The sequence below is a fragment of the Pseudomonas sp. PSB11 genome (assembly GCF_014596605.1).
Taxonomy (GTDB): domain Bacteria; phylum Pseudomonadota; class Gammaproteobacteria; order Pseudomonadales; family Pseudomonadaceae; genus Aquipseudomonas; species Aquipseudomonas umsongensis.
On record NZ_NOIO01000005.1, the window covers coordinates 217582 to 229311 of the forward strand.

General features: G+C 61.7%; 10 protein-coding genes. 6 read left to right on the forward strand and 4 right to left on the reverse strand.

Annotated elements, in window-relative coordinates; genetic code table 11:
• Positions 1 to 311 precede the first annotated feature (311 nt).
• From CGA21_RS09180 to CGA21_RS09190, 3 genes are read right to left on the reverse strand one after another with little or no spacing between them, the layout of a single operon-like run.
• Positions 312 to 1658 (reverse strand): glutamine synthetase family protein, encoded by a 1347-nt coding sequence (locus CGA21_RS09180; RefSeq protein WP_188264047.1) that lies wholly within the window; start codon positions 1656 to 1658, stop codon positions 312 to 314.
• Between the two features lie 23 nt (positions 1659 to 1681).
• Positions 1682 to 2236 (reverse strand): helix-turn-helix domain-containing protein, encoded by a 555-nt coding sequence (locus tag CGA21_RS09185; RefSeq protein ID WP_020800970.1) that lies wholly within the window; start codon positions 2234 to 2236, stop codon positions 1682 to 1684.
• Between the two features lie 25 nt (positions 2237 to 2261).
• Complete coding sequence (locus CGA21_RS09190) at positions 2262 to 3551, reverse strand: NAD(P)/FAD-dependent oxidoreductase (protein ID WP_188264048.1); 1290 nt, start codon at positions 3549 to 3551, stop codon at positions 2262 to 2264.
• A gap of 353 nt (positions 3552 to 3904) precedes the next feature.
• On the opposite strand from CGA21_RS09190, the gene purU reads away from it, so the two are divergent.
• Genes purU through CGA21_RS09220 form a run of 6 tightly spaced genes read left to right on the forward strand, consistent with a single transcriptional unit; the run spans position 3905 to position 10664 of the window.
• Positions 3905 to 4771, forward strand: coding sequence for a formyltetrahydrofolate deformylase (gene purU, locus CGA21_RS09195; RefSeq protein ID WP_110751243.1), 867 nt, complete (start codon positions 3905 to 3907; stop codon positions 4769 to 4771).
• Positions 4768 to 5664, forward strand: coding sequence for a bifunctional methylenetetrahydrofolate dehydrogenase/methenyltetrahydrofolate cyclohydrolase FolD (gene folD, locus CGA21_RS09200; protein ID WP_188264049.1), 897 nt, complete (start codon positions 4768 to 4770; stop codon positions 5662 to 5664). Before purU ends, folD begins: the two co-directional genes overlap by 4 nt.
• Positions 5646 to 6887 carry an FAD-dependent oxidoreductase gene (locus CGA21_RS09205; RefSeq protein WP_110751239.1) on the forward strand — a complete coding sequence of 414 codons (1242 nt, stop codon included), beginning with the start codon at positions 5646 to 5648 and terminating at the stop codon, positions 6885 to 6887. Before folD ends, CGA21_RS09205 begins: the two co-directional genes overlap by 19 nt.
• Positions 6888 to 6900: 13 nt before the next feature.
• Positions 6901 to 7200: a sarcosine oxidase subunit delta gene (locus CGA21_RS09210; protein WP_110751237.1), complete on the forward strand. Its 300-nt coding sequence runs from the start codon at positions 6901 to 6903 to the stop codon at positions 7198 to 7200.
• Complete coding sequence (locus CGA21_RS09215; protein WP_188264050.1) at positions 7197 to 10094, forward strand: 2Fe-2S iron-sulfur cluster-binding protein; 2898 nt, start codon at positions 7197 to 7199, stop codon at positions 10092 to 10094. The genes CGA21_RS09210 and CGA21_RS09215 overlap by 4 nt, the downstream gene beginning before the upstream one ends.
• Before the next feature lie 3 nt (positions 10095 to 10097).
• Positions 10098 to 10664, forward strand: coding sequence for a sarcosine oxidase subunit gamma (locus CGA21_RS09220; protein WP_188264051.1), 567 nt, complete (start codon positions 10098 to 10100; stop codon positions 10662 to 10664).
• A 221-nt stretch (positions 10665 to 10885) separates the two neighbouring features.
• Here the strand turns inward: CGA21_RS09220 and CGA21_RS09225 are convergent, their stop codons facing one another.
• The gene (locus CGA21_RS09225) at positions 10886 to 11707 is read right to left on the reverse strand and encodes an AraC family transcriptional regulator (protein WP_188264087.1); all 822 of its coding nucleotides are present in this window, start codon (positions 11705 to 11707) and stop codon (positions 10886 to 10888) included.
• Positions 11708 to 11730: the final 23 nt, after the last annotated feature.

Below are 11730 nucleotides of genomic sequence, written 5' to 3' on the forward strand. Positions count from 1 at the left end.
GGCCTGATCAGCCGGGCTTTTTTACATCTGCGCCGCGGGTTTCCCGCGTCATCGTTGACGTCCATCGTCGGAACGCCGCCCGGACCATACTCGCTCCTACAATGACACCAAATTTCAGGCAAAAAAAATCCCGGGCAGCTGATGGACGCCCGGGACTTAAAAATGCATAAACCGTGGTGGTGAACGCGGGGCGGATATTACGCAATGTTTCGCCCTGTAACAAGATATTTTGATTAACCGTTTAGTTACTAAAATCCCTAACCTATTAAATATCCAGATATTTTTTACGGTTAACCTCGAAACAACCTTAACTACAGGAACCAGCGATACTCCCGTGCACTGATGTCGTTCAGGAACGCCAAGTGGTCTTGGCGCTTGTTCTCGCAGTACACATCGACGAATTCCGCGCCCAAACCTTCTCGCAGTTTTTGATGGCCTTGCATGGCTCGCACGGCCTCGAGCATTTCCAGCGGAAAGTCGATGCCGCTGTTGCGGTCGTCGTTGAGTGGGGCGATCGGTTCGCGCTCCTGTTCAAGGCCTTGCTCCAACCCCACCAGGATCGCGGCGAGCACCAGATACGGGTTGGCATCGGCGCCAGCGAGGCGATGTTCGACCCGCAGGTTCCTGGCGTCAGACTCCGGCACCCGCAGGCATGCGTCTCGATCCTCAAAGCCCCAACTGGCGCGCGAGGCGACGTTGACCGTGGCGCTCAAGCGACGCAACGCGTTGTGGTTTGGCGCGAAAATCGGCATGCAGTGTGGCAACACATCCAGGCAACCGGCCACCGCATGGCGCAACGCGCGTTGCCCGTTCGCCGCCAGCAGGTTGTTGCCGGCCTTGTCGTAAAGGCTCACGTGCACATGCATGCCGCTGCCGGGGTGCTGCAGGTAAGGCTTGGCCATGAAACTGGCGCGGTAGTTGTGCTTGAGTGCCACGCCTCGCGTGCTGCGGCAGAACAACGCAGCCCAGTCGGCAGCGCGCAGACCATCATCAAGATGACCGAAATTGATCTCGAACTGACCGGGGCCCAATTCGGCGGTGATCACCGTGGCATCGATGCCTTGTGCACGTGCGGTCTCGACCATTTCGTCGAGCACCGGGGCAAATCGCGAGAGGCGTTCGATGTGCATGTTCGGCTGATCGTCCGCATCGCCGGTCAGCGGGTCGCGGGCAAACTGCGGCAAGCCATCGCGCAACTGACTGTCGAACAGGTAGAACTCCAGCTCAAACGCCACCACCGGAAAAATGCCTTTGCGGCCAAGCCGCGCCAACACCTGCGCCAGGACTTCACGGGGTTCGAACACGATCGGTTTTTCCGTGCCATCGGAGGTGATCAGCATCTGCCCCAGCGGTTGCTTCTCCCAACTCACCAACTTGAGCGTGCCCGGTACCAGGCGACGCAGCGCGTCCGGATCGCCATCGTTGAAGCAGTAGTCGCCAATCTTGAACAGCCCGCCCTGGGTGCCGAGCAACACGCAGTTTTGCGGCAATTTGAGGGCGCTGCCAGCGGCGACTTTTTCGAGCATTTCGATCGGGTAGCGCTTGCCGTAGAAATGCCCCGGAATGTCCAGGGATATCAGGTCGACGAAGCGCACATCGGGGTAGCGCTGGCGAAACCCACGCACTTCGGCCAACAGATCAGAGCACACAGCATCCATCGTTTTGTTCCTTGTTGTTTTTATCAGGTGTAGACCCAAAGTACGCGGGTCATTTGGTCTGAGAGGTTGCCGTAGCGGCAGTGGGCATGACTGGCCAGTTGAAAACTGTCGCCAGCGTGCAGGGTCACCGGTTCGTTCTGGTCGAGCCACAGGGTCAGTTCCCCTTCCAGCACATAGCCGCCCTGCTCCGAGCTGTCCTTCATGTGCCGGTCGCCGCTGCTGGCACCGGGCTCCAGCTGGCTTTCGAGCATGGAAAAGGACGCACGCATCTTTGGCGAGACCATGATGTCGGTGATGCCATCGGCGTAATACAACGTGCGGCGCTCATCCGGCCGGGTCACCCACGGCAGGGCCATGGGTTTGGGCAGGCTATAGAAATAGGTGGTCGGCACGCCGAGGGTCTCGCTGATGGCGGTCAGGTCCGCCACCGTCGGGCGGGACAAGCCGCGTTCGACCTGGGATAGAAAACCCACGGAGCGTCCGATCTTGTCGGCCAGATCCTTCAAGGTGTACTTCTTGTGCTTGCGCAGGTCCTGGATCAGGATCGCCAACGCCGAAATCTCTTCTTGCATGTCCATCTAAAGGCTTCCAGAAGTGGCCGATTCAAATGCTGTCGCGCAGCCTGTACCAGGCTTTGCCGATGGCTTCCAGCGGTGCTGCCATGTATTTACCGCCGGGAAAACTGGGGTTGGTCAAACCCTGGTACAGCGCCAGCTCATCCGGCTGGCCGAGAATAGCGTCAGACACCGCCCGTGCCCCAGCCAGGGTCGGCAGAACGCCGTGCCCGGAATAGCCCTGCAACCAATACAAGTCACCGCGTCGACCGATGTCGGGCGTGCGTTTGAGCGTCAGGTCGATGTGACCGCCCCAGGCAAACTCCAATTCAATGCCTTTCAATTGCGGGAACACCCTTTCCAGACACGGCCGTGTGGCGCCGGCGATGTCCTTGGGCATGCCCCCCAGATAGGTGCAACCGCCGCCGAACAGCAGCCGGTTGTCTGGCGTGCGGCGAAAATAGTCGAGCACGAACTGGTTGTCGGTGACGCAGACATTGCTGGGTAGCAGCGCGGCTGCCTGGGCCTCGGACATCGGCGCCGTAGCCACCTGGTAGGTACCAACGGGCAGTACGCAACTCGATAGCTGTGGGTCGAGCCGGTCAAGATAGGCATTGCAGGCCAAGACCAACACATCGGCGCGAATGCGTCCGCGTTCAGTCGTCACCACGTAGCCGTTCGAGTCCTCGCGATAATTCAACGCCATGCTTTGCTCATGAATCACACCACCGGCCTGCTCGATCTCGGCGGCCAGTCCCAGTGCCAGTTTCAGCGGGTTCAAATGCCCGCCTTCGGGGTCGTACAAACCGGCCTGGTAACGCTCGCTGGCCACCCATTCGGGCAACTGGGCGCGCTCGATGAAGCGCAAACCGTCATGCCCCCATTTGTGGCTGGCCTCGTGCTGCCACTCGGTCAACAACCCCACCCGCCGTGGCATCACCGAAGTCCAGAGGTGCCCGGGCCGGTAGTCGCAATCGAAACCATGGCGCCCGGGCAATTCGCGCACCTCTTTTGCCGCCCAGCGCATGCCGTCCCACAAGCGCCGCGCGCGTTCATGGCCCAGTGCGGCTTCCAGCGGCGGCATGTCGCAGGACCAACCGAGAATCGCCTGGCCGCCATTACGTCCCGACGCGGCCCAGGCGACCCGGCTGGCCTCCAGCAGTGTCACGCGCTTGCCGGCCAGGGCCAGGCGCAGTGCGGTGTGCAAACCGCTGAAGCCGGCACCGATGATCAGCACGTCGGTGTCCTGCTCGCCCTCCAACGCCGCTCGATTGACCAGGCGATCGGCGCATGTATGGGCGTAATAGCTGGCGACATGTTGGGTTGATTGCTGAAACATACCGGCTCCATGAAATTTTATAGTTTTAATTTCATGAAAAAATACAGCTTTAATTTCATGCGTGCAAGCGGTGTGGCCAGGGTGGTTGTGAGGAGCCTGACGCCACGCGGTGTTCCCGGGTTTTTCGCGAGCGTGCTCGCTCCTACAGGGCACGTCGGGTTGCCCAATAAAATTCCCACTAGTTAAAAAACTTTCACAAAACCTCTGGACGCGCCGCCTGCATTTCCCCTATAAAGCCTACAACAGGAATATTTTATTCCTGACAAGAAACCGCGCTCATGGAATGAGCCTCGCTGTCCGCTGACATTTTTTCGCTATGCGATGAGCTGCCGCCATCATCCCGAGGACGTGTCATGCAACACGAAAAAAACCATTTCATCATCAAGATCACCTGTCCCGCGGTGTCCGGCATTGTCGCGGCCGTCACCACCTACCTGGCGGACAACAGTTGCTACATCGGGGAGATGGCGCAATTCGACGACGATTTCAGCGGGCGCTTTTTCATGCGCGCGGTGTTTCGTTTCAACGATGGCCACGCAGGGGATATCCAGCAGATCAAGGACGGTTTCAGTGACGTCGCCCAGGCCTTCGACATGCACTGGGAACTGCATGACACCCGCGAACCGATGCGCGTGCTGCTGATGGTGAGCAAGTTCGACCACTGCCTGACCGACCTGCTCTACCGCTACCACAAGGGCGAGATGGACATGACCATCACCGCCATCGTCTCCAACCACCTCGACCTGCGGCCCATGGCCGAGCGCGAGGGCATTCGCTTCATCTACTTGCCAGTCACCAAGGACACCAAGGCCCGCCAGGAAGCCGAGCTGATGAAGGTGGTCGACGACACTGGCACCGAGCTGGTGGTACTGGCGCGCTACATGCAGATCCTCTCTGACGACCTGTGCCGGCAACTGTCCGGTCGGGCAATCAACATCCACCATTCGTTCCTGCCCGGTTTCAAGGGCGCCAAGCCGTATCACCAGGCGTACCAGCGCGGCGTGAAGCTGATCGGCGCCACCGCCCACTATGTCACCAGCGATCTCGATGAGGGTCCGATCATCGAACAGGAGGTGCAGCGCGTCGATCACGTCTACCTGCCGGATGACCTCGTGGCCACCGGGCGTGACACCGAGACCGTGGCCCTGTCCAAGGCGGTCAAGTACCACCTGGAGCATCGGGTTTTCCTCAACCAGGACAGAACGGTGATCTTCCGGTGAACACACCCCGACTGATTGACGGCAAAGCCGCCGCCGCCCGGGTGCTGATCGAGGTTCGCAAGGACGTCGAGCGCCTGCGCGCGCAAGACATCCAGCCGGCCCTGGCGGTGATCCTGGTCGGCAGCGACCCGGCCAGCCAGGTGTATGTGCGCAACAAGATTCTGCGCGCAGAAGAGGTCGGCATCCGCTCCCTGGAACATCGGCTGGGCACAGACACCAGCACCGAACAGTTGCTCGACCTGATCGCCAGGCTGAATGCCGATGGCTCGATCCACGGCATTCTCCTGCAATTGCCGCTACCCGCCCAGGTCGATGAACTGCGGGCACTGCAGGCGATCGATCCTGGCAAGGACGTCGACGGTTTCCACAGCGAAAACGTGGGGGGCCTCAGCCAGGGGCGCCCGGTACTCGCGCCCTGCACACCCAGTGGCTGCCTGTACCTGCTGGAGCAGACCTGCGGCGATCTGCGCGGCAAGCATGCAGTGGTGATCGGCCGATCGAACATCGTCGGCAAACCCATGGCGGCGCTATTGCTCAAGGCCGACTGCTCGGTGACGGTCTTGCATTCACACAGCCCCGATCCGCAGGCGCTCTGCCGTCAGGCAGACATCGTGATTGCCGCCGTGGGTCGTCCGCGATTGATCGATGCCAGTTGGCTCAAGCCAGGTGCAGTGGTGATCGATGTCGGCATCAATCGTATCGACGACGCCGGTCGCAGCCGCCTGGTCGGCGATGTCGACTTCGACAGCGCCCTGCCCCGGGTCGCGGCGATCACCCCGGTACCCGGTGGTGTCGGACCGATGACCATTGCCTTCCTGATGAAAAACACCGTGACCGCAGCCCTTATGCAACAGCACAGCCTATCGGAGGCCGTATGCCATTCAATCTCTTGAAGTACGGGCTGAGTTCCGAGTACCCGGTGGAAGTGGACCTGCCGCCGCCGCGTGAATTGAAATCAAGCTATGACGTGGTGATCATCGGTGCCGGTGGCCATGGCCTGGCCACCGCTTATTACCTCGCCAGGTATCACGGCATCACCAACATCGCCGTGCTGGAGAAGTCCTACCTGGGCGGTGGCAACACCGCGCGCAATACCGCAGTGATTCGCTCCAACTACCTCACCAGCGAAGGCGTGCGTTTCTATGCCGAATCGGTGCGGATGTTCCAGGGCCTGTCCAACGAATTCGACTTCAACATCATGTACTCCGAACGCGGCCAACTGACCCTGGCCCACACCGATGCCACCGTGCGATCGTTCCGCCAGCGGGCCGAGGTCAACAAGCACTTCGGCGGTCGCACTGAAATGATCGACCGCCAGCAGATCCGCGAACTGGTGCCCAGCCTCAACCTCGACCCCGGCCACCTGCCGGTGATCGCCGGCCTCTGGCACATCGACGGCGCCACCGCGCGCCACGATGCCGTGGCCTGGGGCTACGCCAAGCAAGCGGCCAAGCGCGGGGTGGAAATCCATCAGCTCACCGAGGTGCAGGACCTGATCATCGAGAATGGCGCCATCACCGCCGTGAAGACCAACCGCGGCACCATCAAGTGCGGCTGCACGGTGCAGGCGATTGCCGGGCACAGCTCACTGCTGATGGCCAAGGCCGGGATTCGTTCGCCGATCCAGACCTTCCCGCTGCAAGCCATGGTCACCCAGCCCTTCAAACCCTTCCTCGATCCGCTGGTGAGTTCGTCGGCGCTGCACTGCTACGTGCAACAGACCAGCCGCGGCGAAGTGGTGTTCGGCGGCGGCTCCGATCCGTACCCGCTGTTCAACACCCGATCGACCCTGGACCTCAAGGAAAGCCTGCTGGCCCATGCCATCGAGATGTTCCCGTTCCTGGCCAACGCCAAGCTGATGCGCCAGTGGGCCGGGATCACCGACATGACGCCGGACTACAGCCCGATCATGGGCCTGTCGCCGGTGAAGAATTACTACCTGGACGCCGGTTGGGGCACCTGGGGCTTCAAGGCCACGCCTGTCTGCGGCAAGACCATGGCTGAACTGGTGGCCAGCGGCGGCAAGGTGCCGGAGTTGATCAAGCCCTTCGGCCTGGAGCGCTTCTCGACCTTCCGGCAAGTCAACGAAATGGGCGCCACGGCGGCCAGTCACTGAGGCAGAGCGGACCATGAAAATCATCAATTGCCCGCTCAACGGGCCACGCAATATCAGCGAATTCACTTATGGCGGCGAATTCAAGCCGATGCCCGATGCACTGCGCTGCAGCGATGCCGAGTGGGCCGACTACGTGTTCAACACCGACAACCTCGCCGGCGTGGTGCGCGAATGGTGGATGCACACGCCGTCGAGCTACTGGTTTCTCGCCGAACGCCACACCGTCACCGACGACATCCTGCGCACTTTCGACCCTAAAGAACTTTTCACTGCCCGCGTCGACTTCAACGCCGCCAAGGAGATCGCCGGATGAACCGCCTACCCGCCCCGATGGGCCTGCTGATCGACCGTAACCAGCCGCTCGATTTCAGTTTCGACGGCCAACCCTATCAGGGCTTGCAGGGCGACAGCATCGCCAGCGCCCTGCTCGCCAACGGACGCTTCCTGATTTCCCGCTCGTTCAAGTACCACCGCCCACGTGGCCCGTTGACCATGGCCGGGCAGGACGCCAACAGCCTGGTGCAATTGCCCCGGGAACCCAACGTACTGGCCGATGCCCATGCGCTGGTTGCCGGCTTGCAGGTGACGGCACAGAACGTCAACGGCTCGCTGGACAACGACCGGGATGCTTATCTGGGCAAGTTCTCCAGATTCATGCCGGTGGGCTTCTATTACCGCTCGTTCTACAAGCCCCGGGGCATGTGGAAAGTCTGGGAACCGATCATTCGCAAGAAGGCCGGCCTGGGCGTACTCGACCTGACGTTCAAGCCCGAGTACTACGACAAGGCCTACCTGTTCACCGACCTGGCCGTGGTGGGCGCCGGTCCCGCCGGACTGCACGCGGCCCTGACCGCGGCCAATGCCGGGGCCAAGGTATTGCTCATCGAGCAACAGCCGGTCCTCGGCGGTTCGCTGACCTATGCCCGCTTCGACATCGCCGGCATTCGCGCCGACGCCTTGCGCCGCGAACTGCTCGCGGCGGTGCAACAGCACGCCAATATTCGCATCCTCACCGAGGCGACCTGCAACGCCTGGTTCGCCGACAATTACCTGCCGGTGATTCAAGGAAAACGCATGTACAAGGTGCGCGCCCGACAGTGCCTGGTGTGCAGCGGGGCGTTCGACCAGCCGGTAGTGTTTCGCAACAACGACTTGCCCGGCGTGATGCTGACCAGCGCCGCGCAGCGCCTGATGAGGCTGTACGCGGTCAAGCCGGGCAAGCGCGCGGTGGTGCTGACCGGCAACGATGACGGTTACCTCGCCGCGCTGGACTTGTTTGATCAAGGCGTGGAAGTCGCCGCGGTGGTGGACATGCGCCAAGGCCCGGGCGACGTGGCCCTACTGGGCGCGCTGGCGCAACGCAAGATTGCCTGCCAACTCAACAGTACCGTGTATGAAGCGCTGCATGAAAAAGGCCTGCGCCATGTCAATGGCGTCGACGTGCGCAAGATCACCGCCCAAGGCCAGGTCGCCGAGAGCGGGCAACGCCTGGATTGTGACCTGTTGTGCATGTCCGCCGGCTATATGCCGGTCTATCAACTGCTGTGCCAGGCGGGTGGCAAGCTGGCCTACGACGATCAGCGCGCCGAATTCACCCTCAGCGGACTGCCGCAGAACCTTGCGGTCGCAGGCTCGGTCAATGGCCGTCACCGCCTCGACAACGTGATCGCCGACGGCGTCAACGCCGGTGCCGACGCCGCCGCTGCGCTGGGGCTGGCAGTCGGTGTGCACCGGGCGCCCTTGGGCAGCGAGGTGCGGGTCAACTTCAACTGGCCGATCTTCCCCCACCCCAAAGGCAAGGATTTCGTCGATTTCGACGAGGACCTGCAAGTGGCGGATATCGTCATTGCCACGCGCATCGGTTATCGCGACGTGCAACTGGTCAAGCGTTATTCCACCGTGGGCATGGGCCCCTCGCAAGGGCGTCACTCGGCCCTGCCGACCGCGCGCCTGGTGGCCTGGGCGACCCAGCGCAACATCAGCGAAACCGGCGTGACCACCGCGCGCCCGCCCTTTGTCGCGGAAAAACTGGCCCACGTGGCCGGTCGCGCGTTCGATCCGTATCGACAGACACCCATGCATGCCCGGCACCTGCAAGCCGGCGCGAAGATGATGCCCGCAGGTATCTGGCAGCGTCCGGCCTACTACGGCAATGCCCGGGACCGCGAGGCATGCATGCAGGCCGAAGCGCTGCATGTGCGCAACAAGGTCGGGATCATCGACGTCTCGACCTTGGGCGGCCTGGATGTGCGCGGCCCGGACGCCGCCGAACTGCTCAACCGGATGTACACCTTCGCCTTCCTCAAGCAGCCGATCGGTCGCTCCCGTTATGCGCTGATGACCAATGAACAGGGGGTGGTGATCGACGATGGCGTGTGCGCGCGTTTCGCCGACAATCACTTCTACGTCACCGCCACCACCAGCGGCGTGGATCGCATCTACCAGCAGATGCTCAAGTGGAACGCGCAATGGCGCCTGGACGTGGATGTCGCCAACGTCACGGCGGCGATCTGTGCCGTCAATGTCGCCGGTCCCGACTCGCGCAAAGTGCTGGAGAAGGTCTGCACCGAGCTCAACCTTAGCGCTCAAGCGTTTCCCTACCTGGGCGTGCGTCAAGGCACCGTGGCCGGGATCAAGGCGCGGCTGTTGCGAGTCGGTTTTGTCGGCGAACTGGGTTATGAAATCCACGTGCCGGCGCGCCATGGCCTCACGCTGTGGGACGCGCTGATGGAAGCCGGCAAGGCCCATGACATTCGCCCTTTCGGCGTGGAGACCCAGCGTTTGCTGCGCCTGGAAAAAGGCCATGTGATTATCAGCCAGGACACCGATGGCATGACCCATCCCATGGAAATCGACATGGGCTGGGCCGTCAATCGCAACAAGCCGTTCTTCGTCGGGCGGCGCTCGGTGGACATCCTCGAAGCCCAGCCGCAAACACGCAAATTGGTGGGTTTCACCTTGCCCAAGGGCAGCGCGCAACCGCTGGAAGGTCATCTGGTGCTCAACGGCCCGGACATCAGCGGCAACGTCACGTCCTGCGAGTACTCGGCGAGCCTGGGCAAGATCATTGGCCTGGCGTACGCCGGCATCGACCAAAGCACACCGGGGCAACGGATTGCCATCCGTGTCGAAGGTGGGCGCGTGGTCCATGCCGATGTGGTGCCGTTACCCTTTTTCGACCCTTCCAACCTGCGCCAGGAGCTTTGAGCCATGACCAGCCTGAGACAACAACACAGCGCCGGGCAGCCGGCCCTTGCCCTCCTGCCCACCTGTGCGCTGACGGACCTGACCGACCTGCCCCGGGTCGGATTTCGCGGTGCCGACAGTGCGCCCTATTTGCAGCGTCGGGGCTTCGTGCTGCCGGACGCGCCCAACCATGCCGTCACCCAGGTTGAGGGCAGCTACGCCGTGCGTCTGTCCCAGACCGAATACCTGCTGCTGGGCAGTGCGCAAGACCAGGGCCAACGTATTGCCGACGAAGAGGCCCGCTGGGAGTTGGACCATCAAGCCAACTACCTGCTGCCACGCCAGGACAGCCATGCCTGGTTCCAGCTTAGCGGTGAACAATTGCCCGAGGTCATGGCCAAACTCTGCGGCGTCGACATGGCCCCCCAGGTGTTCGGCCCCGGTGCCGTGGCGCAAACCTCGGCGGCGCGCATCAACGTGATCGTGATCAACGCCACGTCGGCGCAACAGCCGCGCTTGTTCATACTCTGCGACCGGGCATCGAAGGCTTACTTTCACGAGGCGTTGGTGGGTGCGATGCAGGCGTTTTAGGGGTTACCTGACGATGGTGAACCACGCTCCTGCAGGGACCGGGTACATCAGCAATAAATGGGGCCGCTGTCAGACCGCAAATAGAGCGTTCGCATTCCCCTGTAGGAGCTGCCGCAGGCTGCGATCTTTTGATCTTGCTTTCAAAAATCAAAGTCAAAAGATCGCAGCCTGCGGCAGCTCCTACAGGTGCGGGGTGTCAGGTGGCCCGCGTTAGCTCGCTCCTACCTGAAAAAATGACTGGGGGTCTTGCCGAACTGTTTCTTGAACATGCTGGTGAAGGCACTGGGGCTGTCGTAGCCAAGTTCCCCGGCGATGTCGATGATCTTCTCGCCCACGGCGATGCGCTCCAGGGCCAGCAGCAACCGCGCCTGCTGGCGCCATTGGCCGAAGGTCATCCCGGTGTCCTTGCGGAACAGGCGCTGGATGGTTTTTTCGTCGAGGTCCAGGCGTGCGCTCCAGTGGGCCAGGGTCGAGCCATCACCGGGATCGCGTTGCAACGCTGAACACACCACCTTGATCCGTGGGTCCGAGGGCTGAGGCAGGTGAAGCGGCAAGGTGGGCAAGATCCTCAGTTCATCGAGGATCAGGCGCATCACCCGAGCTTCGCGCGAGTCCGCGTCGTAGGGTGCGGTGATAGCCACCGAGACCTTGATCAACTCACTGAGCAACGCCGAAATACTCACCGCCCTGGGTTCGTTGGGCATGTCCGCAAACGCCTCGGGACGCACGAACAGGCTGCGCATCTTCAACGGACCGACGCAGCGAATCGAGTGAACGTGCCTGCTCGGCATCCATATCCCGCGACTGGGCGGCACCGTCCACTGGCTCAATCCCGAGTGCACCACCATCACGCCTTCGATGGCGTAGATCAATTGGTGAGCCTGATGGGAATGCGCTTCGATCACCCAGTTTTCCGGGTAGTCGGTAGCGCTGCTGCTCACATCGCAGGATCGGTCGTCGATCTCTCTGAGGAATTCTTTCAGCGACTTGATCATGATGCCCTTTTTGCGATAGTCGACTCCCGAATTGCGTGAGACAGGCAGTCGGGTGGTCCCTAGGATAACGC

Coding starts and splice junctions, on each gene's coding strand:
- CGA21_RS09185 (WP_020800970.1), bottom strand. CDS start 2,236: ATGGACATGCAAGAAGAGATTTCGGCGTTGGCGATCCTGATCCAGGAC.
- CGA21_RS09205 (WP_110751239.1), top strand. CDS start 5,646: ATGCCATTCAATCTCTTGAAGTACGGGCTGAGTTCCGAGTACCCGGTG.
- CGA21_RS09220 (WP_188264051.1), top strand. CDS start 10,098: ATGACCAGCCTGAGACAACAACACAGCGCCGGGCAGCCGGCCCTTGCC.
- CGA21_RS09215 (WP_188264050.1), top strand. CDS start 7,197: ATGAACCGCCTACCCGCCCCGATGGGCCTGCTGATCGACCGTAACCAG.
- purU (WP_110751243.1), top strand. CDS start 3,905: ATGCAACACGAAAAAAACCATTTCATCATCAAGATCACCTGTCCCGCG.
- CGA21_RS09210 (WP_110751237.1), top strand. CDS start 6,901: ATGAAAATCATCAATTGCCCGCTCAACGGGCCACGCAATATCAGCGAA.
- CGA21_RS09180 (WP_188264047.1), bottom strand. CDS start 1,658: ATGGATGCTGTGTGCTCTGATCTGTTGGCCGAAGTGCGTGGGTTTCGC.
- CGA21_RS09190 (WP_188264048.1), bottom strand. CDS start 3,551: ATGTTTCAGCAATCAACCCAACATGTCGCCAGCTATTACGCCCATACA.